The organism is Chitinophaga sp. W3I9, assembly GCF_050434025.1.
Classification (GTDB): domain Bacteria; phylum Bacteroidota; class Bacteroidia; order Chitinophagales; family Chitinophagaceae; genus Chitinophaga.
This window is the reverse complement of the sequence record NZ_JBNPWC010000001.1, coordinates 6119632-6146344: the sequence shown is the minus strand read 5'-3', so window position 1 is coordinate 6146344 and position 26713 is coordinate 6119632. Positions and strand designations below refer to the sequence as shown.

At 48.1% G+C, this 26713-nt stretch carries 17 protein-coding genes; 16 read left to right on the top strand and 1 reads right to left on the bottom strand.

Translation table 11 applies throughout. From position 1 onward, the window contains the following. Window positions 1-24: 24 nt before the first annotated feature. The 9 genes from QFZ51_RS24970 to QFZ51_RS24930 all read left to right on the top strand — a co-directional run bounded on the left by QFZ51_RS24970 (window position 25) and on the right by QFZ51_RS24930 (window position 10425). On the top strand, window positions 25-1515 hold the full coding sequence (locus QFZ51_RS24970) for a RagB/SusD family nutrient uptake outer membrane protein (RefSeq protein WP_429050109.1): 1491 nt from the start codon (window positions 25-27) through the stop codon (window positions 1513-1515). Between the two features lie 26 nt (window positions 1516-1541). After that, window positions 1542-2354 carry a hypothetical protein gene (locus QFZ51_RS24965; protein ID WP_429050107.1) on the top strand — a complete coding sequence of 271 codons (813 nt, stop codon included), beginning with the start codon at window positions 1542-1544 and terminating at the stop codon, window positions 2352-2354. Between the two features lie 43 nt (window positions 2355-2397). Further along, window positions 2398-4530: a carboxy terminal-processing peptidase gene (locus tag QFZ51_RS24960; protein ID WP_429050105.1), complete on the top strand. Its 2133-nt coding sequence runs from the start codon at window positions 2398-2400 to the stop codon at window positions 4528-4530. A gap of 68 nt (window positions 4531-4598) precedes the next feature. Further along, entirely contained in the window at window positions 4599-5756 is a 1158-nt protein-coding gene (locus tag QFZ51_RS24955) for a redoxin domain-containing protein (RefSeq protein ID WP_429050103.1), read from the top strand. Between the two features lie 103 nt (window positions 5757-5859). Then, the gene (locus QFZ51_RS24950) at window positions 5860-6837 is read left to right on the top strand and encodes a thioredoxin-like domain-containing protein (RefSeq protein WP_429050101.1); all 978 of its coding nucleotides are present in this window, start codon (window positions 5860-5862) and stop codon (window positions 6835-6837) included. A 7-nt stretch (window positions 6838-6844) separates the two neighbouring features. Then, window positions 6845-7309, top strand: a complete 465-nt coding sequence (locus QFZ51_RS24945) for an LEA type 2 family protein (protein ID WP_370907709.1) — start codon at window positions 6845-6847, stop codon at window positions 7307-7309. Window positions 7310-7453: 144 nt separating this feature from the next. Continuing rightward, window positions 7454-8122, top strand: coding sequence for a glycosyl hydrolase family 28-related protein (locus QFZ51_RS24940; RefSeq protein WP_429050099.1), 669 nt, complete (start codon window positions 7454-7456; stop codon window positions 8120-8122). Between the two features lie 99 nt (window positions 8123-8221). Then, window positions 8222-9325, top strand: coding sequence for a hypothetical protein (locus tag QFZ51_RS24935; protein WP_429050097.1), 1104 nt, complete (start codon window positions 8222-8224; stop codon window positions 9323-9325). A 149-nt stretch (window positions 9326-9474) separates the two neighbouring features. After that, window positions 9475-10425, top strand: a complete 951-nt coding sequence (locus QFZ51_RS24930) for a sugar phosphate isomerase/epimerase family protein (protein ID WP_429050095.1) — start codon at window positions 9475-9477, stop codon at window positions 10423-10425. Window positions 10426-10432: 7 nt separating this feature from the next. Here the strand turns inward: QFZ51_RS24930 and QFZ51_RS24925 are convergent, their stop codons facing one another. Further along, the gene (locus tag QFZ51_RS24925) at window positions 10433-11446 is read right to left on the bottom strand and encodes a LacI family DNA-binding transcriptional regulator (protein WP_429050093.1); all 1014 of its coding nucleotides are present in this window, start codon (window positions 11444-11446) and stop codon (window positions 10433-10435) included. Window positions 11447-11783: 337 nt separating this feature from the next. Between QFZ51_RS24925 and QFZ51_RS24920 the strand changes: the two genes are divergently transcribed. The 7 genes from QFZ51_RS24920 (at window position 11784) to QFZ51_RS24890 (ending at window position 26662) form a co-directional block, all read left to right on the top strand. After that, window positions 11784-14951: a SusC/RagA family TonB-linked outer membrane protein gene (locus tag QFZ51_RS24920; protein ID WP_429050092.1), complete on the top strand. Its 3168-nt coding sequence runs from the start codon at window positions 11784-11786 to the stop codon at window positions 14949-14951. Between the two features lie 21 nt (window positions 14952-14972). Next, complete coding sequence (locus QFZ51_RS24915; protein WP_429050090.1) at window positions 14973-16580, top strand: RagB/SusD family nutrient uptake outer membrane protein; 1608 nt, start codon at window positions 14973-14975, stop codon at window positions 16578-16580. Window positions 16581-16603: 23 nt separating this feature from the next. Next, window positions 16604-17494, top strand: coding sequence for a DUF5017 domain-containing protein (locus tag QFZ51_RS24910; RefSeq protein ID WP_429050089.1), 891 nt, complete (start codon window positions 16604-16606; stop codon window positions 17492-17494). 31 nt (window positions 17495-17525) lie between these two features. Further along, window positions 17526-19244 (top strand): sodium:solute symporter family protein, encoded by a 1719-nt coding sequence (locus tag QFZ51_RS24905; protein WP_429051604.1) that lies wholly within the window; start codon window positions 17526-17528, stop codon window positions 19242-19244. A 12-nt stretch (window positions 19245-19256) separates the two neighbouring features. After that, complete coding sequence (locus tag QFZ51_RS24900; protein WP_429050088.1) at window positions 19257-21860, top strand: glycerophosphoryl diester phosphodiesterase; 2604 nt, start codon at window positions 19257-19259, stop codon at window positions 21858-21860. A gap of 70 nt (window positions 21861-21930) precedes the next feature. Beyond that, complete coding sequence (locus QFZ51_RS24895) at window positions 21931-25242, top strand: hypothetical protein (RefSeq protein ID WP_429050087.1); 3312 nt, start codon at window positions 21931-21933, stop codon at window positions 25240-25242. A 7-nt stretch (window positions 25243-25249) separates the two neighbouring features. Next, entirely contained in the window at window positions 25250-26662 is a 1413-nt protein-coding gene (locus tag QFZ51_RS24890) for an SGNH/GDSL hydrolase family protein (RefSeq protein WP_429050086.1), read from the top strand. Window positions 26663-26713: the final 51 nt, after the last annotated feature.

Here is a 26713-nt window from a genome sequence, read left to right as displayed (position 1 = left end):
TGTAACTAATTTCAATAACACAGCATGAAGAAATCGTTGCTTGTAATCATAGGCGCCTTGTGTCTGGTATCCTGCAAGAAGTTCCTGCAGGAATATTCTCCAACAGATGTAATACCTAAATCCACCCATGATTTCGGGGAAATATTATATTATGATGGATACCCTACCGCTTCCACATTGCTGCAACCCTGGATGGTATTCCTGGATGACGACACCCAGGGCTATACAGGACCACTCATGGCCCACTCAAATGCGCCACTCCTGCCGGCTCCCATCTTTCAGTGGCAACCAGACATGGAGCCCGCCACGGCCGCTGCCGGCAATGCTATCAATTTCAATACCTGGAGCACTTATTATAAGTTGCTGCTGGGCGTAAATGTAGCGCTTCAGTATATGGATAATTCAACCGGCTTGCAGGCCGACAAAGACCAGTTTAAAGGAGAAGCCTATACACTACGGGCGTTCTATCACTTTATGCTGGTGAATATTTATGCAAAACCCTATAATGATTCCCTCACTACACCCGATAAAAGTCCCGGCGTGCCTATCAGGAAAACCGCCGACCTCTCGGATGCTTTTCTCAGCAGGAACACCGTGAAAGAAGTGTACAACCAGATTGTGAGTGACCTCGACAGCGGTATTTACCTGTTGGATAAATACAAGGCTAACCGCGAATATTACCGGGTTTCCCATGTGGCTGCGCATCTGCTGGCCAGCAGGGTTTTCCTTTACATGGAAGACTGGGATAAAGCGATCAGTCATGCCGACGAAGTGCTGCGTTATCACCCGCAGTTAATGGACCTGAACACCTGGGGAGGGATGCCGGATACAGAAAATAAAATGCTGATAGGACCGTCTAATATTGAAAGTATCTGGAACTATGGACAGGGAGAGGAGCAGTTACCAAACACTTATTCAGAGGCATATGATATTTCGTACGACCTGGTGAACTGTTTTGAAGAGAATGACCTGCGCAGGCAAACAGGATTTTACATCAATCCGGAATTTATGAAAGAATTCCTGACGCCCGATTTTTCACAGATGAAGAATGTGCCATCCGTTTCGGGGCATTCTGCCGAATTAACCAATTCGTGGAGAAGTTCCGAAGCTTACCTGAACCGTGCAGAAGCCTACATCCAGAAATACAGGAAAACAGGCGATGGTAACGCCGCCGCACAGGCACTGGTAAGCCTGAATACCTTGCGCGCCAATAGAATTGACCGGGCTTCTTTCACCCCCTGGATCGTAAAACCGGGAGATGTATTGCTGCAAATGTGCAGAACAGAACGCCGCCGGGAACTATACCGCGAAGAAGCACATCGCTGGTTTGACCTGAGACGCTACGGCATGCCATCGATCAAACACATCTTTACACCCAACCAGGTAACGGTGCAGGTGTTCCGGTTGCCGGCACGCGACCCGCAGTATATAATGCCGATACCCACCGATGTACTATCAAGGAACCCGGCACTGACACAAAATCCCTTATTCGCAGGTAAGCGTTTACCGGAATAATTTCTTTCAACTGTAAATAATCATATATGAGATTATATTTCCTGATAGTGCTGTTAGTGGGAATAGCCTGTAATAAAGAGGCGGCATTAACACCGGATCCTGTCCAGCCCTTATATACGCTCCCACAGGGTAATCATGAGTATGATGATACGATAGTGGCCTGGTATAAAAAATACAACACTTTTGTCCTGTATAAATTTACACAGCTGGATTATGCTTATAACTACTCCGATAAGAAAACAGATAGTGCATTTAATGCTAATCCCGCTTATATAGCATCCACGTTACAGTATATAAGAGAGGAATTACTGGACGTATACCCGGAGGCTTTTTTAAAGACCACACTCCCTTACAAAATTTTACTTGCCTCCTATATCGGCGCAGGGAATACCCGTTCAGCAACCGGATTTTCTGCCACCAGCAGTATGCTGGCTATTGGCTGGGCCGATAGTACGCTGTCGAAAAAAACACCGGCAGAACGCAAGCAGATGCGTGGCTGGCTGCACCGAAGCTATATGGAACGCGTCGTTCGGACAGACGGCACTATTGTTCCTGATGCATTCAAAGCCCTGGCGCCGCCCTCCTACGGACAGGTACCGCCTGCCAGGCTCCTGGCAGAAGGCGTCGTGGAGCCATACAACAACCAGCTGAATGTGGCCACTGATTTCCTGGCATTTATTCAATTGATTACCAGTCATACCAAAGATGAACTGGAAGCGGGCGTACTGCGTAGCCAGGTGGATGAAAAGGGATTGATAAGAAAGAAATACGATGTTGTTGTCAGCACATTTCTCAACAGATACCAGGTAGATCTTCAGGCGATCGGTAACAGGCCATAACCTGTACGGAGCCGTTGATATTCTTCGCATTAATATTTTTTGTATGAAAACATTGAAAGGAGCGCAACTCCTGCTATCAGGCGTGTTGGCCATTGCCGGCTTTACGGTTAAAGCCCAAACGCCCGCTGCTAACGCTACGCAGCCGTCGTACCACAGCGCCGTTATCACTGCTGCTATCAATAAGGTCACGAAAAAACATTACCATCCAAGGCCGATTGACGACGCCTACTCCGCGGCAGTATGGAACCGGTTCCTGCACACCCTGGACCCTAACAGTAACCTGTTCCTCCAGGAAGATGTGGCTGCCCTTGCGGTATATAAAACGCAGGTCGACGATCAGCTGAACACAGGCGCTACTACTTTTTTTGATGCCGCCTACGCGATATATGAGAAACGCGCTAATGAAGCCAGCCAGCTTTGCCAGCAGATCCTGGCTACCCCCTTCGATCTGAAAAAGAAAGAAACGGTAATGGCCTTCAGGAAAGATCTTCCCTTTTGCACCAGTAAACAAACGCGCGAAGAACTGTGGCGCAAGCTCCTGAAATATTACACCCTGCGGCATTATATGGAGATGAGCGCCGCCAGTGGCGACACCGCCAAACACCTCGCAGCTGCCGACCCGGCACTGGAAGCCAAAGCCCGGGAAAAAGTACGCAAATGGTACAGCGATTATTTCCGTCAGACGACCGGGCAACGCGGAGCGGAAGACAAATTTGCGCAGTATGTAAGTGCCGCTATGTTTGAAATTGATCCGCATACTACCTATGCGGCGCCACAGGACCGGTTCATGAATGAACAGCTGAATAAACGTTATTTCGGACTGGGCATAGAGCTGGGCGTAAAAGAATCCGATTACTATATCAAAAGATTATTGCCGGGTGGTACCGCTTACCGCAGCGGGCAGGTAAAAGAGAACGACAATATCATCGCCGTTGCCGACAGCAAAGGAGAGATGCTGCCGGTAAACGGGCTTCCCGCCAACGAAGTAGCCGGCTTGATCCGCGGTGAAAAAGGAACCTCCGTTACCATGCGGCTGCAACAGCCAGGTGAGAAAGAAAGAACGGTGACCGTAAAAAGAGATGAAGTAATTGACCTGGAAAACAGGGCGAAAAGCGCCGTGATTGAAAAGAACGGAAAACGTTTTGGATATATCTTCCTTCCCCTCTTTTACATGGATCCTTCCGGTACCAAAATAAATGGCTCTGCCAACGATGTAGCCCGGGAAGTAGAGAAGCTCAAGGAACAGGAAGTAGATGGCATTGTAGTGGATCTGCGCGGCAATGGCGGTGGCTCCCTCGATGAGGTAGTCACCATGGGCTATTGCTTTGTGCCCTCCGGACCTATTACCTGGCTCCGCGGAAAAGACAGTATCCGGATGTATTCCTCTCCGGCAGTGGAACCATTGTATGATGGGCCGCTCACCGTGTTGGTAGATGAAGGCAGCGCCTCTGCGTCTGAAATATTTGCCGCCGCTATGCAGGATCGTGGCCGCGGGCTTATTGTAGGCACCTCCTCTTCTTTTGGAAAAGGCACTGCCCAGGTGAATATCACCATCGGTAAAATGGGTGATGCTGCGAAAGGCATTGCCGATGTAAACTATGGCACCATGCGGGTTACCACGGAGAAGTTTTACCGCATTAACGGATCATCCACACAGCTGCAGGGCGTAATCCCTGATGTTGTACTGCAGGATAGAATGAGTTCGCAATCCGTAATGGAAAAAGATTTTTCGTCTGCCCTCGCATGCGATACCGTCGGATTGCCTCCTTATCAGCGGCTTACCTTTGGGTTTGATTATCAGAAAGTAGTGCAGCAGGCACGCTTGCGGGTTCAGCAGCATCCTTCCTTTGCCACTATCGCAGCCAACACCCGCCAGTTAAAAGCATTGCAGGAGCAACCTGCACCACTGGAACTGTTGTCGTTCGGCGCTGTTTATAAGCAAACATCCGGGTATGAGAAAAACATACAACAGGCCAAAGAACTGAAAGGTAAGGACGTGCTGACCGTACTGCCATCGATGCTGAGGAACATTAATCCCGCTATGCAAAAGAATGATGCCGTTAATACTGCCTCTTACAAAGAATGGCTGGACAAACTGGGGAAAGATGTTTACCTCGCTGAAACAGTATCGGTGCTGGAAGATATGCTGACTAACCCGGTCACGCCGAAAAAATGATAATTAATTAACAACAGGCTTCACCCGTTTTGCGGTAATGATTGCCTAATACTTAAACGCACTTAATCATGATGAGAAAACTGTTTGCATTCACTTTTTGCATGGGAAGCTTTGCTGCGTATGCGCAGGAGAATGTGGCCATCATTACGGCCAAACTGGATAAGTCCCCGAATGATACCGCGGTGACGCTGTACGAACCTTATTCCGGAGATACTGCCAACACCGTCATTAAGAACCACCAGTTCAGGCTAACGATGCCGATAGCCAAAGGAGGAAGCGTATATATTATGCAGATAGGCAGTAAACCGGAACTGGGAGGCGCATTGGTATACCTGGAAAAAGGCAAGATGAACATCACGGGGAAAGGCGGATATTTTAATGACGCCACTTTTTCCGGCGATTCCTGGGTAAAGGAATGGCAGGAAGTAATGGAAATGACTTCCCCGGACAAAGGTGATGGGAAGTTGTTTGCAGAGCTGGAGCAGAAATACCATAAAGCAATGGAAATAGGAGATGAGGATGCAGCGGAAGCCTACAATAAACAGGGTTCCGAAGTGGAGCAGCGGATGAAGGATACACTCCGGAAGTGGATATTGGCCCATCCGAATTCCGGTGTTACCGGTTATCTCATCACGGTATATTTTAATAAGAATACAAAGGAAATGGAAGCGCTTTATGATGGCCTTGGTGAACATGCAAAAGCTTCCAGGATACTGCAACGCTGGAAGAATCCGGGTAAAGTGGATCCATCCATCCTCTCTCTGAAGATGAATGAAGAAGGAGAAGCACCCGGCAGGCCCGGCCAGATAAAGATCGGCGACGCTGCGCCGGCTTTCAGTATCCCCGATGTAAACGGCAAAATGGTGTCGCTGGGAGATTTTAAAGGGAAGTATGTACTGGTGGATTTCTGGGCCAGCTGGTGCGGTCCCTGCAAACCACAGATCCCTTTCCTGAAAGCGGCGAATGACAAATTCAAAGATAAGAACTTCGTAATGGTGGGCATCTCACTGGATTCCAAAAAAGAAGCCTGGGTAAAAGCCATGGAAAAACATGAACTGAACTGGCTCAATCTCTCCAGTCTCAAAGGTTGGGGCGACACCGCCGCAGCGGCTTATGGCGCCGGCTACATTCCTTCCAATGTATTGATCGGACCAGATGGAAAAATAATAGCCAGGGATCTCTATGGGGAGGCATTGGATAAAAAATTAATGGAAACAATCAAATAGGTTGTTTGCGGGAATACCTTCAGCATAACTTCCGCCAGGGGCAACGGCACACTACCGCTGTGCTGTTGCCCTTTTTTGTTTACATAAAAAAGATATCAACTTTATGCGTCCTGTCATTAAAATAATCATCTTCCTGCTGCTGCCTTTATACAGCCTGGCAGGAGAAGGATTTGTAATCAAAGGAAAAGTAACGGGCATCATCAGCGGATACGTGGCCATTCTTGAACATGTGGATGAAGCCGGGAAGCCGGCAGTACTGCCACCAAGGGTTCGTATCATCAACGGAGAGTTTACTTTTTCCGGTAAGCTGGATCACCCCGAATTGATACAGCTTAAAGTGAGCACAAAAACAGTGCAGCTGTTCCTGGAAAACACTACCTATACAGTTGAATCCAGCCTCGACTCACTGACCGGCAGTTCTTTTAAAGGCGGCCGGATGAACGACCAGTTTTATGCATATCAACAGCATAGTAAGCCGCAAATGGAATATGTGAAAGATAACCCCGAACTGGAACTCTCGGCCTGGCTTGCCCTGAGAAACGCATCCACAGCCGATAAAGCAGCGCAAGGGTATGCGCTCCTGGCTCCCGCCAGCAGGAATACCTGGCATGGAAAAGCATTGCTGACAAAGATCGAATCATTTAAACGCACCGGCGCCGGCGCAGCATTGCCGGAATTAAAATTGACGGATCCTGATGGTCATGCCTTTTCTATCAAAGACATGGCAGGAAAAGTGGTGGTACTCGACTTCTGGGCATCCTGGTGTGCTCCCTGTCGTGCTTACATTCCGCAGATGCGCAATCATTATAACAAGTTTAAGGAGAAGGGAGTCGTATTTGTCGCGGTGTCTGTTGACGACGACAAAGCCAAATGGCTGACCGCTGTAAACGAAACTAAAATGGAGTGGCTGCAGGGGCTTACAGAAGGCGGCTTTAAAGCAGGCATAGGTGTGCAACAGAATTTTAATATCACCTCCATACCACATGTGGTGATAGTGGGAAAAGACGGAAAGATTGCCCAATCACTGGACTTTTATAAAAAAGACCAGCTGGAAAAAGAATTGGATAAACTGGTGCAATAACAAGAATATGATCATCAAAAAATTACCACTGCTGCTGGCAATTGCTGCCGCGATATTTTTCTCCGGGTGTACAGCATTTAAAACACCCGAACCACGGCTTCCGAAAAAACTGGCTGTCAGGGTTTTCAATATCACGCCGCAACAGGCGGCATTGAAAATAGAAGGAATCTACTATAATCCTAACAGTTTCGGATTCACGTTTAAAGGCGGCGACCTGGACCTGATGCTGGATACTTTCCTGTTGGGACATGTGCACATCGATACCCTGATAAATGTGCCGGCAAATGCGTTGTTCACCATCCCCGTAACAGTGAAACCGGATTTTAATAAACTGGGTCAAACGGGCATTAACCTGGAGGACTCTGTGCATATTTCCTTCAAGGGTACCATGAAAGGCGGTGTGGGCTGGTTCTCCAAAACAATCAACATCGCGTATGATGGCCGGCATTACCTGGACCTGATCATGAACTGATGCTATCTAAGGCGTTTCAGCTTCGCAGCAATTACTGATAAAAGCCGGCTTTTTTTGCAACCTCCGTAAAACGGACACGCATGTTCAATGCGTAGCCATGGAATAACTTCATTTCATCGATTTTTATCCATTAAAATGTTAATTATGAAGTTTAATTCCATGGTTGATTTGCGGGCAGATGTAACTGCACTTAATCCAAATGATCTGATCCATCTACTTGGCTATTATTCACCCGGAGATGGTGGTGGTGGCGATTTTTACTGGGATGCCACCAGCACAGATACTGATAACGGCGGATCGGTTATTAAGAGGACAGCCATAGCGGTTGGCCGGTTTAAAGCCATCCTGAATGATGTTATTAATGTAAAGCGTTTTGGCGCAAAAGGCGTTGGCGGGAGTGACGATGACACCCAGGCAATAGCCAATGCGTTGGCAGCATGTGTTGCTACGGGTATACAGGTATTGTATTTGCCCCAGGGAGAGTATGCCACCACGCAGGATATTGTACTTACGCAGGACCATCAGATCATTAAGGGGGAGTCGCGTGACGATGCTATTATTGTACTGAATAGTGGGGCTAAAGTAATAGTCAATAATGCGCAATACGCACAACTATCAAGCTTTAAGATTATCGCGCCGAAAGAGCAGGGTTGTGTGAACGGTTTGTTACTGAATAGTTCACCGGGTACACTGGTGGAAGATGTTTACGTAACCGGCTATTTTACAGAGTGCGGCATTCGCGTTGGGGAAGCATGTTATAGCACAAGGTTTGTGCGCTGTTTTACGAATGAAATACAAACAGGTGATGGCTAGTGGTTCCGTAATGAAGGGAATAACAGCATTCAGCTGCAAAGTTGTTATATCCTGAATACAAAAGCCGGATGTGGTATTTCCATCTCCCAGGCTAATAACATGGTGATCGACGCGCCGCAATTAGAGGCGAATAAAGAAGGTCATATCCAGTTCTACGCGGCTGAAGGAGTTCCCGGTGCAATAAGAAGCCTGATTATAAATGATCTTTATTCAGAACAGTCTGATGCGGCCAATAAACCCACCTTTACTATTAAACATGTAAGTGGTGTGATGAACATCCGTGGGTTGTACGTCAATGGCGGCTATGTCAACGGATTCACAATGCCCTATTTTGCGGACTTTACCGGCATCATTAGCGGGTCCGGAACGGTAGGCGTTTCCTGTCACAATGTGAATATCCAGAACATAACAGCAGCGGGATATAATATAGATACCTCCGTAAGGGGGTATATCACCGGTCCTGCACCACTCAACGATCTCACAGAATGCTGCCCATTGGTGGTTACGCTGCCAGGTAATGCCGCAAGTGTATCTGTAGTCAGGAACAGGAGCATCGGCATCGCGGAACCTATGCAGCCGTTATTATTGGGACCATACAATCCTACCCTGGCACAGGCTGGAGGATTATGGTATGATGCCATGCAGGATAACCTGCGTTTTAAAGATACCAAAGGTGAATATATTCTTGGAGCACGTAGCCTGTATATACCACCCGTTATCGGCACAATTCCTGATCTCTCAAAGATAAAACAGGACTATTTTATTCCATTGAACGCTGTCAATGCGGCCATTACTATTCCTTTACCAGCGGCTTCCACTGTTCCTGCGGGCCTGACAATCACCATCAAGAAAATTGATGCCAGTGCGAATCCTGTTACCATCACCTCCACCAGTTTGATGGACGGCGCGGGCTCCAGAACACTCACCGCGCAGTATGAAGCAATCACGGTAATGTCTGATGGCAGTTCAATATACCGGGTGGTTTCCGGCGTGAATGCCAATACGAATGTATTCAATAATACCTCTGTGGCTAAAACAGCCATTACCAATACCTTTCTCAATACTAATTACCCGGCCGCTGCATATCCCGCCGGATCTTTGGTAATATTTACCAACCTGTCTGACGCGGTCACCAACACCGCCGAATGTAGAAGACTTACTCCTACTACATGGTCAATAAATGCAACAGCCGGTAAGCTGTAGCAAGTCTGCATAAAGGAGAATGCCTGTTCAAGGCATCCTCCTTTATGCAGAACCTTGTTCATGCCGTTGCCCGTTTATATTTTCGCGGCAGATTTGCAGTTCCAGAATGGAATGTATATTTTAACGCTATGCTAAAAACTTCGGACACAATGACTGACCTTTCCTTTAATCGCAGAACAGCCTTAAAAGCGCTCAGCTTATCAGCCGGCGCTGCATTGCTGAAATTACCGGTATCAGCAAAGGCGCCTGTTGAAAAGCCTTCGCCTGCTTTTAAGTATTCACTGAACATGAGTACCATCCGGGGGCAGAAATTGGGTTTTATCAAAGAGCTGGAAACGGCGTCCAAAGCAGGGTTTAGCTCGGTGGAGATATGGATAGATACTTTTCAGGGGTATTTGCAGCAAGGGGGCTCGGTAACGGAAGCCAGAAGGATCATTCATGATTTAGGCATTGAAGTGGAGAATGCGATTGGATTTGCCAAATGGATTGTGGATGATGAAGCCACCCGCAAAGCGGGGCTGGAACAGCTGCAGCGCGAAATGGAGCAGCTGGCGCAAATTGGCTGTAAGCGGATAGCGGCGCCGCCAATGGGCGCTAACAGCAGCAATGACCCGTTAATTGACCTGAACGTGGTAACGGAAAGATATCTTACTATCCTTGAAATGGGCAAGAACACCGGTGTAATGCCCATCCTTGAAATGTGGGGCGGATCTCCCAACCTGAAAAAAATAAGCCAGGTGCTGTATGTGATCACAGAAAGCGGCCATAAAGATGCCCGCGTGCTGATGGATACCTTTCATATTTTCAAAGGTGGTTCAAACCCCGACAGCATGGCGTTTGTAGGTAAGGATGCCGTGGATATTTTCCATATAAACGACTACCCGGCGGGGATCACGCCAGGTAAAATTTCTGAGCCGGATCGTATTTACCCGGGAGATGGCATTGCACCGCTGAAGCAGATGCTGCAACATATTAAGCACCCCGGGAAACCGGTGATTATTTCACTGGAGGTTTTTAACAACAATTATTATCAGCAGGATGCTTTGCTGGTAGCGAAAACCGGCCTGGTGAAAATGAAAGCGGCGACGGCGGGGATATAGGGAAATCTTAACTGGATTCCCGCACAATCAGTTCCGTTTTCAACACCCTGATAATACTCTTCCATTCCGATACATCGCGGCTGATCTGGTCTATGAGCAGCTGTGCGGCCGTGCCGCCAATTTCCTTTACCGGCTGTGATACCGTGGTTAAAGAAGGATGAATAAGCCCTGATGCAAAGTCGTTACTGAATCCCACCACCGCAATATCTTCCGGTACCCGCAAACCTCTTTTCTTCACCACCTGTATAATCTCAATGGCGGTAGGATCGCTGATCGCAAAAATCGCATCGGGGGGATGGGGAAGGTTTAAAAGATGATTAACATAAATATGCACCTTATCGAGGTTCAGGTCATACGGAATTACCAGGTCTTCATCCAGCTCAATATTGTTTTTTCTTAAAGCAGCCTTATAGCCGTTCAGTCTTTTTTCACTTATTTTGAGAGAAGGTGGGCCGGATAAATGTGCGATCCTTCTCCTGCCTCTTTCAATCAAATGATTCACCGCACGGAATGCGCCGTCATAGTCGTCAACAATTACTTTGGGCACATCCATTTCATCGCATACCCGGTTGAAAAATACGATGGGAATCCCCTTGCGCTGGAATATCTTTAAATGATCAAAGTTCTTTGTTTCTTTAGTGATCGATACCAATACACCATCTACCTGGTTGGCCAGCATCACTTTGGTATTGGCTACTTCCGTTTCATAAGTTTCGTTGGATTGACAAATGACGGTATTATAGCCGGCTTTGCTGGCCACTTCCTGCGCGCCGATGGTAATATTTGGGAAATAAGAACTGGTAAATTCCGGAACGATGATCCCGATAGTATTTGTTTTCCGGGTAACCAGGCTGATCGCCAGCATGTTACGCTGGTAGTCGAGTTTTTCCGCCAGGTCCAGCACCGCCTGCCTTGTTACTGCGTTCACGCTGGGGTGCCCTGTTAAAGCCCGCGATACGGTTGATTTAGAAAGATTAAGCTCCTTCGCAATGTCAACAATGGTGATCTGGTGTCGCTTCATCAGGTTTTTTTCTTGTAAAGAAACATAATTATATCAAAATTGGGAACATTCCCAATTTATGGGAATGTTCCCAATGGCAAAATCATCATTTTTTTTACCATCGGGTAACAGTTAGTTATAATCTTTGGACACATAAATTCTCACGATATGAAAGAACTGTTGCTCTCAACCTCTTTTGCACCAACCGTGCCTGTACCTGTCGCCTTATGCCAATCATCCGCATTACACCTGTTACACGATTACATGGAGTAACTTCCTGCGCCCGGTAATTGAACCGGCACTCGATAAAATAAAAATGAATTAAACAGATTTTAATCTAAAAAACACGTTTGGGGGTATGCATAAAAATGGTTTCTTATCAGCAGGGTATTTATTGCTCCTGCTATTTATCATCTTCCCTGCTACGGATGTAGCAGCACAGCAGCCTGCCACGGGGTCTGCTGATAAAATATCAGTTACCGGAAAAGTAACAGAAGCCGCAGGCACCGGCCTGGTAGGGGTAACGGTCCGCGTGAAAAATGACAAAACCTCCGCCATCACTAATGAAGACGGGATCTATCACATCTCCGCCAGTAACGCACCCGGCGCCACACTCGTATTCAGCTATGTAGGATTTCTGAGCAGGGAAGTAAAACTAACCAGTGGAAGAAGCGTATATAACATCGTGCTGGAACCTTCCATAAAGGGTTTGAACGATGTGGTAGTAATCGGTTATGGAACTGTAAAAAGAAAAGATGTCACCGGATCAGTAGGCGAATTTAAAATAGCCGACCTGGCAAAAGCGCCGGTACCTTCCTTCGAAGAAGCCCTGGGTGGCCGCGTGGCAGGTGTACAGGTATCTGCCAGCGATGGTCAGCCCGGATCCTCTTTGAACATCGTTATCCGCGGCAACAACTCCGTAACCCAGGAAAACTCCCCATTGTACGTGGTAGACGGATTCCCGATGGAAAATCCGTCCAACAACATTTTCAATCCTGAAGAAATAGCCTCCATCGAAGTACTGAAGGATGCCTCGGCAACAGCCATTTATGGCGCCAGGGGCGCCAACGGCGTTATCCTTATCACCACCAAAAAAGGGAAGGCCGGCGCGCCAACCGTTACCTATCAAACCTGGATGGGCTTACAGGAAAATATTAAGAAACAGGAGATGATGAGCCCCTACGAATTTGTGAAGTACCAACTGGAACAAAATTCGGCTTTTTACACGCCCATCTACCTCGGCGAAGATAAAACACTCGACGACTATAAGAACGTAAAGGGAATCGACTGGCAGGATCAAATCTTCAGAAAAGCATTTATGCAAAATCACAGCCTCTCCCTGAGAGGTGGTAACGATAAAACAACTTACTCCCTTTCCGGCTCGCTGCTGGACCAGAACGGTATCATCATTAATAGCGGCTTTAAACGGTACCAGGGAAGGGCAGTGGTGGATCAACGGCTGAATGATAAAGTGAAAGCCGGCATCAACGTTAACTATACAGCTACCAAAACATATGGCGCTGTAGCTTCGCCAACACCCAACGGTCCAACCTCCAGCCTGATGTACAGCGTTTGGGGCTACCGGCCGGTAACCGGCGACTCCGCCAGCGACGCCTCCCTCATCGATCAGCCCTTTGATCCGGATGTGGACCCGCTGAATGAATACCGCATGAACCCGATCATTTCTACCAGGAATGAATATAACCCGCTGTTCAATAATACCCTTATCACCAACGCGTATGTGGAATACCAACCTGCAAAATATTTTACATTAAGAGTGGCCGGTGGTATTACCAAAGAAGCACAACGGAAAGAAATATTCAATAATTCCAATACCCGCCTCGGAAATCCCAAGAGCAGTGTACTGGGCATCAATGGCTCGGTAAGCAATCTGGAAAGAACCAACTGGCTCAATGAAAACACACTCACCTACGCCAGGGTGATCAACAAAGATCATAACCTGAATGTATTGGGTGGTTTCACCATGCAGAAGTCAGCCTTTTATAGTTACGGTTTCTCCGCCAGCCAGGTGCCAAACGAATCGCTGGGTATGAGCGGCCTGGACGAAGGGACTATCAATACCGCGCCCACGGCAAAATCATCTAATGCGTTGATGTCTTTCCTTGGCCGTGTTAACTACGGCTATAAATCACGCTACCTGCTCACACTGTCGTTCCGCGCAGATGGCTCTTCCAAGTTTCCTGTTAACAACCGCTGGGCCTATTTCCCTTCCGGCGCCGTGGCATGGAGGATCATTGAAGAATCTTTCATGAAAAATTTATCTTTCCTGTCGGATGCCAAAATACGGGCAGGATTCGGTACCACCGGGAATAACCGGGTGGGCGATTTTGCCTATCTCACTTCCCTGCAGCTGTTCCCTTACTCTGGTTACAGCTTTGGTAACTCGCCTGCGCAGGGTACTATTCCCAGCAACCTGGGATATCCTAAACTGAAATGGGAAACCACCGCGCAAACAGATATCGGGGTAGACCTGGGATTCCTGAAAAACAGGATCACGTTTACCGCCGATTATTATAAGAAGAATACAAAAGACCTGTTGTTAAATGCAACGTTGGCGCCCTCTTTGGGTTACCTGAGCGGTATCCGGAATATCGGTAAAGTGTCTAACGAAGGGTTGGAATTTTCTGTGAACAGCATGAACGTGCAACATAAAAAATTCACCTGGTCTACCAGTTTCAATATTTCATTCAACCGCAATAAAGTAATACAGCTGAACGAAGGAGAACCCAGTTACGCTTCCCGCATCACCTGGGGTAATTTTAACAACGCTTATCCGTATATCGCTATACCGGGACATCCGATCGCATCGTTTTATGGGTTTATTTTTGATGGCGTCTACCAGTACAGCGACTTTGATCAATCCAACGGCACCTATGTGCTGAAAGATAAAGTGCCGAATAATGGGAATCCAAGAAGCAGCATCCAACCGGGTTACATCAAGTTTAAAGATATCAACGGCGACGGACAGGTAGATAACAGCGATCTAACCATCATCGGTAATCCTAATCCTATACATACCGGTGGGATCTCCAATAATTTTACGTACAAAAACTTCGACCTGAACGTATTTTTCCAGTGGAGCTATGGCAACGATATCCTGAATGCCAACCGCATAGAATTTGAAAATGGCGACGTCACCAGGTCTTTCCTGAATATGTTCGCCAGTTATGCCGATCGCTGGACACCGGAAAATCAAAACAACAAATTGTATAAAGTAGGCGGACAGGGACCACTGGTATATTCTTCCCGCACTATTGAAGATGGCTCTTATCTGCGTCTCAAAACGGTGGCACTGGGGTATAATTTACCGGCGCCGCTGCTGAAACAGGCCAGGATAAAAGCACTGCGGGTGTATGCTTCCGCGCAAAATCTTATTACCTGGACCAATTACTCAGGACTCGACCCTGAAGTTTCTGTAAGGCAATCGGCATTAACACCGGGCTTCGACTGGTCGGCGTATCCGAAGGCAAGAACCATCACTTTCGGACTGGATGTGACCTTTTAACGAAACTAAAAAGCTGCGATTATGAAATCAAACAATATCAGATTATCTCCCGTTAGAAAAATAACAAAGCTCTTCCTGCTGTGCATCCTGGCCGGCAGTACCTTCAGCGCCTGTAACAAATTCCTGGATACAAAGCCGGAAGATTTCGTAACACCGGAAAATTATTTTAACACAGAGGCTGATCTCGAAAGAGCCCTGAACGGCGTATACAACAGGCTGATAGACAACTTCGGAAGGATGTATTCACGTGGACTGTACAGCTTCCTGGCCATCAGCGATGATTTTTTCTACAAGAATATTACCGTGAATAATTTAAAGGTGATGGATTTTGACGCCGGTCAGCTGGATGTAGGCAAACTCTGGGAAGTTGCCTACCAGGGCATCGACCGCGCCAACCTGTTACTCGAAAATGTAGACAAGCCAAAGATGGATGAAAAGAAGCGGGCAGCTATTAAAGGGCAGGCGCTTTTTCTGAGAGCTTACTATTATTTTATCCTGGTAGATAATTTCGGCGGCGTGCCCCTGAAATTGTCGTCTACCAAATCGCCTGTAGAAGTCGCGCTGCCCCGCTCTTCCGTGGCGGATGTGTATGCGGCGATCCTCAACGATATGAAAGCGGCGGAGCCGCTGGTGAACGATATCAGCACCTACACCAATAATGAAAGGGTAACCACCACCACCGTGCAGGCCATATTGGCAAAGGTGTACCTCACAATGGCCGGGGAGCCGCTGAAAGATGTATCAAAATATGCCGACGCATTAACTTATGTTGACAAAGTGATCGCCTCCGGTAAGCACTCCCTGAATCCCGATTACAGCGCCATCTTCATCAATCACTCCAAAGATATTAACGAGCCGAAAGAATGCCTCTGGGAAGTAGGTATGTATGGCAACCAGCAGGGTTCCACCCAGCTGGCAGGCGGCATAGGTATTGAAAATGGCGTGGAATCACCGGATGATAACGTCGGTTATTCAAATGGGCCGGTACACCCCAGCGCGAGGTTGTTCAACCTGTATGATGCCGCCGATAAGCGGAGGGACTGGAGCATTGCACCGTACAAATATTCCCTCGTGAATGGCGTTGTTACCAAAGTGGCTTATACCGCTACGCAGATATATGACCGCACCGCCGGCAAATGGCGCCGTGAATACGAAACGCAGACACCTAAAAACAGGTCGTATAATTCTACCAACTTCCCGGTGATCCGCTATGCAGATGTACTGCTGATGAAAGCCGAAGCGGAGAATGCGGTGAACGGGCCGGTAGCAGCAGCTTATGAAGCTATTAATATGGTAAGAAGAAGGGGCTACGGCAAACCTCCGGCAACGCCGGATGCCACCGTTGACCTGCCGGCTGGTTTAGGGAAAGACGCATTCCTCGAAGCATTACAGGATGAACGGGCGCGGGAACTTAGCTTTGAAGGGGCGCGCAAGCACGACCTGATCCGCTGGGGATTATTCCTGTCTAAAATGCAATCGCTGGCGGCTGAAGTAGCAGCGACAGCGCCCTCCGCATGGAAATATTCAGGGAACGCGGCAAAGAATACAACAGCCAGGAACGTGCTGCTGCCTATTCCTACTACAGAAACCACCATTAATCACCTGGCAGAACAGAACAAAGGTTGGTAACGCCGCGCTAAAAAGTATTTAATATGCGAAATTCATTATACCTGTTGATCATTGTTATTATATTTATCTCCTGTGCAAAGGAGAAGGTAGTCACACCGTCGCTGGAAATAACTACTTCTTCACTTACTTATAAAGCAGGAGATACCGTTACCTTTAACTTTACCGGCAACCCGGATAATATTACTTTCTATTCCGGCGAACCCGGCCACAACTATGCGTTCAGAGACCGTACCACCGCAGAAAATGATCTGCAGATAAATTTCAAGACATGGGTACAATTTGGGATGATCTATAAAAACCTGCAGTTGTTGGTGTCTAACAACTATTCCGGTGTAGCCGATACCACCAATGTAAGGGCCGCTACCTGGACAGATATTTCTGACCGAGCCGTTTTTTCCACCGGGCAGGACAATACACCGTCAGGGACTATCAGCCTGAAAGATTTTGCAGACCCGAAAAATACGGCTGCCCACATTTACGTTGCTTTTAAATACACGGACTATAAAAAAACACAGGGACAAAACCGCTGGGTAGTCCGGACCTTTGAAGCCAACAACATTTCAGCAGATGGTGTAGTATCGCCGGTGGCGGTACTATCCAGCGGAGGATGGAAAGCATTCGATTTTAAAAACCCGGCATCCGTGTGGACGGTTACTACCGCGCAGCTGTTGATGTTTGGCGGTGATAAGAATGCGGATGATAATGAAGACTGGGTGATTACCAAAGGGCTGGATCCTTTTTATATTAAGCCAGATGCGGGTGTTGCACTGAAAAATATCAGTACCGTACTGCCTTCGTATAAATATGTTTATACTAAACCGGGTACTTACAAAGTAGTATTTGATGCGTCCGCGGTACGTTATAATGGAGAAAAAAGAATAACAAAAGAACTTACTTTAACTATCACCCCATAGCTGAAAAGCGGGGGTTAAACGGAAACATTTGATGAACACTGTAATCGATACGTCAGTCATTATTGTATTTTCCTTATTTATTATGCTGGTAGGTTTTTCCTTTTCCAGGACAGGAAGAAACCTCAAGTCGTTTTTTGCCGCAGGCGAATCAGTGCCCTGGTTCATTGGGGGGCTCTCACTTTTCATGAGCTTCTTTTCTGCAGGCACGTTCGTGGCATGGGGATCTATCGCCTATAAATACGGATGGGTAGCCATTACCATACAATGGACCATGTGTATCGGCGGACTCGTAACAGGATTATATCTGGCGCCCCGGTGGAAGGCTACCGGCAACCTTACCGCGGCGGAGTTTATCCGCGAACGCCTGGGGGTAGATGTGCAGAAGATCTATATCTACATCTTTATGGTGGTATCGTTACTGATCAAAGGTTCTGTGCTGTATTCTGTGGCCAGGCTGGTAAGCGCTTCACTCGGACTGCCACTGATGCCGTCTACCGTGGTGCTGGGCCTGTTCATGATTGCTTATACCGCCGTTGGCGGACTGTGGGCAGTAATGGTAACAGATATATTGCAGTTCGTAATCCTCACGGCGGCTATATTGATTATTATCCCCCTGGCCTTTGATGCCGCCGGCGGTGTGCAGCACTTCCTGCACTTTTCACCCGAAGGTTTTTTCAGCGTAGTGAACGGGGAATATACCTGGGGCTTTATCCTGGCCTTTGCATTGTACCACGTTTTTTATATCGGCGGCAACTGGACCTTTGTGCAACGCTATACCAGTGTGGATGTTCCCAGGTCTGCATCCAAGGTGGCGTATCTTTTCGCAGGACTGTATATCATCAGCCCCGTGCTATGGATGCTGCCGCCCATGTTATATAAAAGTATCAACCCAGGTTTGCAGGGACTGGAAACAGAAAATGCCTACCTGATGATGTGCCAGCATGTATTGCCGGCCGGCCTTATGGGACTCATTCTTACGGGCATGTACTTCTCTACGTCCGCATCTGCCAATACCGCGCTGAACGTGGTGTCGGCCGTTTTTACGAATGACATCTACAAAGGTTCCATCAACCCAAAAGCATCTGATAAAAAACTGATGAGTGTTGCACGCATATCCTCCTGGTTCTTCGGACTTGGTATGATATGCATCGCCTTAATTGTGCCTTATATCGGCGGCATCGTTGAATTTACACTGAGCATAGGCGCAGTAACCGGTGGCCCGTTGCTGGCGCCACCTATATGGGCGCTGTTTTCAAAACGGCTAACGGGAAAGGCTACACTATATATCACGGGTATCAGCCTGGCTACCAATCTTGTATTTAAGATTATCCTTCCACTGGCCTATGGCACCGGTTTAAGCCGCGCCAACGAAATGCTGCTGGGTGTAGGATTGCCCTTTGTAATGCTGGCGCTGTACGAAGCATACGCTTATTATAGAGGACTCACCAGCAATGAATATATACAGCTCAAAGCACTGAGAACACAACGCAGGGAAACCGTTCGTGAAATAGATGAGCAAGAAGAACTGGAGATAAGAAAGCAAAACAAATTCGGCCTGAAAGTAATCGCTTTTTCGCTTTCATTTATTGCATTGCTGTTATTCGGACTGTGTTTCTTTTCCGGGAAAAGCGCTACGCTGGTAGCTGGTATTGCCACGGTGATCCTGTTAACAGCAGCCATTCCGCTACGGGCATCCCGCAAGGTGAAAGTAGACCCGGTAATCTCACCGTCAGCACATTTGGTAAATTAAAAAGCAGATCCTTTGAGAAAAATATTATCAGCCGGTATCTTATTTTATGCAGTGTGCGTTTGCTGTATACCTGCACCGGCACAGCAACAAACCGCATTGGCCAACAACGCCCTGCGGCTTTCCTGGACCAGCAAAAACGGGGAATGGCATATTAAAGAGGTGGCCGTTCACGGGCAATCCCTGCCGCATACCAGTGGCGAATACACCCTGCTGTATACGAAAGAGAAGCCCGGAAATACACCCATCACATTATACGATAAGTCGGGTAAGAAGAGCAGTTTCCTGGAGCAGCAATACAAATACATTGTTCCTTTATGGGAAGCGGCCCTGAAACCCGTTCCCATGAATACTGCCGGCGAGGCCATCTATTTCTATCCTTCTTCCGTTAAAAAAAATAACGGGGAGCTGGTCTTCACGGGGGAAAATAATAAGGCTACGGTTACTTCCTCCTGGCGACTGGATGAAGTCTTTAAAACAGATATCCTGGTGGAAATATCATTGCAGGCAAAGGAAGACGGCTACTATTCCCTGGCAACACCCACGCTGGCTACTGTTCCGGAAAATGAACTGGCCTGGGGAGGCATACCGGGATACTTTCAAAGTAATGCGGTGGAGAAAGATATTATAAAAGCATACGCCTATATGCAGGGCATCCCCGATAAACCGGTGATTGTCCGCGAGAGAACAGCGGCTACCTTGTCGCCTTTCATCCAAACCAAAAACAACCTTACGCTGGCGGTAATACCCGCCCCCGGTACCGGAAGGGATCCCTGGGAAAATGACACGAATACGCAGAGTGACTGGCTCCTTGGTCTTTCCCTTATGAACAGGAAGGCATCGCTTACGCCTACACTCTATCACCCGGTGTTGGGAGAAAAAGGCTCCCTCCTGAAAAGAGGAGAGAAGGTGACTTTTTCTTTCAGGTACTCGCTGCAGAAGGCCGGCTGGTACACGGTGTTCAAGCACGCCGTGAACGATATTTACCATTTCAACGATTTCCTGGCGCTGAAAAAGACGCGGCAATCTCTCACCAGCCGCATCTTATCCATGCATAAATATGTAGTGAATAATAAGACATCATTATGGAACATCGAAAATTATAAAGGGATCGATATCGGCGCACAATCTTACCTGGGGGGGGTGTATGGATCGGAAAAAGATGCCATGAAGAATTCCGATTATGGCGCTATGTGGATGCTGGCCGGCATCACCGGCGACAGCGTACTGCAGCAAACGCGCCTGCCTTATGCCCGCAACTTTAAATTACAGCAACAGGATAATACGCCCGGCTTTTTCCACGGCGCCGCAGCAGGACAATATTATCTCACAAAAAGTAAAAGATTTACAGAAGAATGGGGACCGTATGTAGAACCCATTGGTCTCACCTATTACATGATGATGGACATGGGTAATGTCCTGCTGTTTAATCCACGCGATACGGTATTAAAGAAAGAGCTGCAATCCGCGGCTGACAAGCTGCTCGCCTGGATGGCGCCTGAAGGGAAATGGGCGGTGGCTTACGACCATGCTTCGCAACAGGAAATGTTTACGGAAGTGGAAGACCTGCGTCCTACTTTTTACGGGCTGATAGTAGCCTGGAAAATATTGAAAGAAAAAAAATACCTTGATGCGGCTAAACGTGGCGCCGACTGGTTCATCCGGAATGCCACCGCGAAAGGACATTTCCTCGGCGTTTGCGGCGATGCCCGTTTTGCGCCGGATTTTGCAACCGGGCAAAGCGCCCAGGCACTATTGGATCTTTACGATATCACAAAAGATCGCAAGTATTTGCAGGCCGCCGTGCGCACCGCGCAATTGTACACGACTTCTATTTATACTCACCCTGTTCCTTCCGCCAAAAGTAAAAAGGTGAACGGTGTATTACGGCAGGACTGGGAGATAAGCCAGGCAGGGCTCAGCTTCGAGCATGGTGGTATCCTTGGTTCTGCCAATCATCGTGGACCTATTTTGTTGGCTAGTCATGCCGGTATGTTTGTGCGCATGTTCACCCTCACCGGCGATTCCCTGTTCCTGAACATGGCCCGCGCCGCCGTGCTCGGAAGAGATGCGTTTGTAGACAGCGCTACCAGCGTAGCCTCCTACTATTGGGATGTGATGAATAAAGGCGCCGGTCCTTATCCGCACCACGCCTGGTGGCAGGTGGGATGGATCACCGATTACCTGCTGGCTGAAATGGAGATGCGTTCATCCGGGAAAGTTCAATTCCCGAGAGGATTTATTACACCGAAAGTAGGGCCGCATCAAACCTATGGTTTTGCCGCAGGGAAAGTGTATGGTACCAGTGCGGATTTGTTGTTGAAAGATGGATTGCTGAAAACAAATAACCCTTACCTCGATTACTATTGCGCTATTAATCCTAAAGAGCATAAGCTGTTCCTGCTGTTGCTGAACAGCGACGACGATCCGCTGAAGTGTTCGATAGACATTGATTACACCAAAGTACTGCCCGGTAAAACCATAAAGCCGGTTGCCTGCTACCGGATCAGTAAAAACGGCAGTAAAAAGACCACTGAAATAACGCCATCATTCCAGGAAGACATCCCGCCTTACGGACTGAATGTAATAGAAATAAATTATGAGCTGTTGGCTAAGTAGATATTTATTCCTGGCTGCAATAGGATGCCTGTGCAGCGCATCATCAGTACAAGCGCAAACCGGCTACTTGTTGGAAGCAGAAGATTTCCAGTTCAAAGGCGGTTGGCAGGTGGAAAAGGTGCCGGGCGAACAAGTGTCCGGTAATACTATCCTCCGCGTTTTTTCCGGTAAAGTAAAAGCCGCGGATGCGCTTACCGTGATCAACAGCAAAGCTGCCGGCACATTTACTGTTTGGGTACGTACCCCGGATTATCCCGCCAATAAACCCGGCACGCGTTTGTTCCAGGTAGCCATCAACGAGCAACCGCTGGAAAAAGAACCAGGGCAGCATGGCAAGGAAGGCTACTACTGGGAAAAGGCTGGTACTGCTACGCTTGATGCCGGCGAAAATGTAATTGCGCTGCAGGATACAAAGGGTAATTTTGGAAGATGTGATGCCATCTTCCTGGCCACTGCCGGCTTTGATCCAAATACAGAACCGCTGGCATCACTCCAGCGTTTTAAAATAAGGCCGCTAACGGTGAAGTATATACCACCTGCTCCGGTTACACCGGCAGCCGGTGTGAAAAATATTTCCGGGCAAGGCACTGTTATCGCTGGTATTAGCAACGGTAAACTCCGCCTGCAATTCCTGCAAACAACTGACCGGCAGATAATAGCCAGTAACAGTATCCGGAAAGGCGATCAGTGGATCGATATGCAAACGCATGGCGAAGGAAGCAAAATATTCCTGCTTACCGCCGAAGATCCGCAGATCAGCTTTGGCAGTTTCTTCCCTTCCTGGAACGGACCGGCAGCTTCCGGTAGTTTCCAAAGCCGCGGCAAAACGTTCACGGTACTGGCTGCTGAAAGTCTTACCAATCCCTTTCTTGCGGGCACACTACAGGAATGCCTGCCGGTTGCCGTGAAGCAGTTATCGGATAAAAAACTGGATGTCACCTATCAGACTGCCGCAGGAGATACCCTGAAAGGTACCTGGCAACTGGGGCCTGGCAATAATCATTTACTGCTAACGTTAACGTATATACCAAAACAGGCGGGATATTACAGCCTGGCAGTTACCGGTTTTGAAGGAGTAAAAAAAGAAGAGGTAACCGCCATACAGCTGCCTCCCATGTTTCAATACCAGCGCATCCCGGATCACCCGGTGATGCTGCCTTCTGCCATGATGCCGCAGCCATTGGCCATCATGGAAACGAAGGAGAGGATCGCTGTTTTTGTTTCCGGAACACCGTCCGATTTCCCATTGGATTGGGGAGAAGCAGGTACTTCGCCGATGGGATTTACCATTAAGAATAAAGAGAATAACGTACAGCCGGTAGCGTTATCACCGGTGCTGGGACTGGATGATTCCAGGCGTGCCGCCGGTCAGACTGTTACCCGTGAATTTGCACTGGGTGCATTGCCCTCTGGCTGGAACGATGCACTGGCGTATATATCAGACAGTATCTATAAAGTAAAGGACTATCGCATACAGGGACCCGTTTCTCTCACAGAAACTGTTTTCAATATTACAGACCTGATCCGGAACGACACCGCAGCGGGCTGGGCGCCGGAACTGAAAGGCTTTTACGATATCGAAGCAGATCCGAAAGTGACGCCCACCGTTGTGCAGGCTGCGCCGCTGGCAGTGGTTTCAGCGGCAGTGCTGGAAAAGGACGAAGCGTTTTTCATCAGCAGGGCGTTGCCTACTATCGAGTATACGCTGTCCCGCAGCGGGTTCCGCTGGTCGAGGGGCATTGCCGGCACACCGTTTAACAAAGATAAACAGTCGCTGGTGCTGAGCCCCTATCACTCGCAATTTACCACGGCATACTACGAGGGCTTGCATCAATTGCTCGGCGAAGCCAATCCCTGGCTAAAAGAAATAGCGCTTCCCGGAAATAATATCAGGTCAGCGAAAGGCTATTCAGTGAACATTCCCGCCTGGACACAGGAACTGGCAGCTTACCGTTTCACCAAAGATAAGAGCTGGCTGGGGGCCGCAAAGAAACATGCGAAGGAGTATATTGCAACGGAAGTATATGGCACTAAAACCGCACCATTAGGCAAGCAGCCTTTTTATAATGCATCTTTCTACGCCTATTGGTGGGATCTCACAGACCTTTATGACATCACAAAAGATACGTTCTTCCTGCGCGCTGCGGAAACTACTGCTTTTCAGACGCTGGCGGGAGTAAGGGTGTATCCGGAAGTAAAGGAACAGCTGCAAACGATTCATCCGGGCAGTACCTACGATGGCAACACTACGTTGTGGTGGAAAGGCGGAGAGAAATACCGCCTCGGGTTTCCAAGAAAGAAAGGCGATGCACCGGAGAAACAGGTGCCGCAAAGCCTCGTATCTCCCGTTGGACTCGGATTTGAGCAACCCTTTACATTCTTTGATCCGGGCAAGCTGGTGCGACCGGTATTCATGAGCAGCTGGGCGCCTCACCTGTTACGTTTATTTGCTGAAGATAACCGGACGATTTTTGAAATCTATGCACGCAATGCCGTGATAGGACGCTTTTCAAACTACCCCGGCTACTATGCCACCGGGTTTACTGATATTACGATGCGGCCGGATTTCCCTTATAAAGGTCCGGATGTGAGCTCTGTATATTATCATCATATTCCGCCGCATCTGGCGTTTACACTGGATTTCCTCATCACCGAAGCAATACAGCGTTCCCACGGGAAAGTGAGTTTCCCCTATGGCAAGCAGGACGGCTTTGTATGGTTTAATAACCGGGTATTTGGCGGAGGCAGCGGCAAAGTATTCGATGATGAAGGCGTGCGCCTCTGGATGAAAAGAGGACTGGTGCAAATAAACAACCCGGCTGTAAATTATGTCACCGCTATTTCTCACAACCGCTTCTGGTTGTTTTTACTCAATGAATCGCAAGAAAAAGTAACCGCTGATATTTTTCTTGGAAAGGAAGTCGCGGTGCAGGATAACGTAGTTGCTGCCTGTTATGTCACTGCCGCTGCTCCGCCGGCCACTGTTCCCGTGAACAACCGCAAACTGCGTGTGCCCGTTACCGGTAAGGGCTTTTCTGCCATCTCTTTCCCGCTGAAGATAAAGTACGAAGTGACAAGTATACCGCCGGTAAAGAATGGTATGCAGGTGCTGGATCTGGGTACAGGCATTGGCAAATGTTATGCCTTCAGGATACGTTCGCCCTTTGGATGGGATGCCATATACACCTACCTGGAATCGCCGCCTGAAGCGGGGTTGCAGACCAGCTTCCAACTGAATGGAGAAAGCCGTGTTATTACTGCCTATCCTTATGAAAGCTCGTTTTATCCCGTGAAAATATCAGCAGAAGCGGTGCTGAAAGTAAAGGTCACCACCGGAAACGGACAGGTGAAAGAAGGGATTGTCACATTTGATAACAACTGATCGCAATATGAAGCATTATTTTATCCTGGTACTATGTATGGGAATATCGTTGGAAATAGCTGCACAGCATAAAGAAGAAGCGGAAAGAGCTAAGCTCATTGCCCTTTCACAGGCAGGCGCCTCGCCTTTATATTTTTACCCGGCTGATACTGTGCCATTAATAGCCCCCGGCAACTTCAACAACCCGGCGGAATGCACCGTGCGCAACGGAGCGCCTCATTTCTTTCAAAAAGTTGCGTCAGGAAAACCGGTGATGATCGGGTTTATAGGAGGAAGCATTACGCAGGGTAATCAATGCTACCGGCCACAGGCCACCCGTTATATCCAGTCGATGTATCCATCGGTAACCATGAAAGGCATCAATGCCGGGGTATCCGGCACAGGCACTGATCTTGGCGCCTGCCGCCTCCGGGATCAGCTGCTGCAATATCACCCCGACCTGGTATTTGTGGAATTTGCGGTGAACGGCGCCTATACAGATGGAATGGAAGGTATTGTGAGACAGATACGAAAATATGATCCCACTATCGACATCTGCTTTATTTATACGATCCACAACGAACATACGAAAACCTACCTGGAAGGCAGCATCCCTGAAAACATTCAGGGCCTCGAAAAAATAGCGGATTATTATCACCTGCCATCCATACATCTTGGTATGGAGATCTCCGTGCTGGTGAAAGAAGGGAAGGTGGAGTGGAAGAGTGACAGTACGGCTATACCGGGCAAAATCATTTTTTCCCGCGATGGTATACACCCGATAACAGCCGGCGGCAACCTGTATGCAGCGGCTATTGCAAGAGGCATGAATAAGTTGAAGCAACACACCGCTATTTCTTCCACCACATTACCCGCACCACTGATAGCAAATAACTGGGAAGACGCGGGCATGTATGCCCCGCAGGATATTGCTGCATTCAGTGCTGGCTGGAGCCGCGTTAATACCGCTAATTCCCCGCAAAAGCAGTTTACAGGATGGTTCCCCTATATTATGAAAGCAGCGCAGCCAGGCGCTTCCTTTACCTTTAAATTCAACGGCAGCATGTTTGGCATTTTTGATATCGGTGGTCCCGAAATGGGGCAGCTGGAAGTAATAGTGGATGGTAAGCCGGCCAGGCTCGCGGATGCCGGTGTAAAAGGCGCCCGCCAGCTGAAGATAGTGAACGCAACAGATCCCAATGGCAGTAACGTAATTAACCGGTTCAATAACTTTTGCAATAATAGGTACCGCGGTCAATACGAGTTCATCTCCCTGGCGCCCGGTATTCACACCGTTACCATCCGGCTATCTGCTGAAAAAGCAGATAAAATAAAAATCCTGGGAGATAAACAACTGGAAGATATTACCAGGAATCCCGCTAAGTACGATAAAACCACGGTGTATATCGGGAAGATCCTTTTAAGGGGAAAGCCCCTGTAACAACAGCAACTTTTTATGGGAACATTCCCGTGAAATGGGAATGTTCCCAAC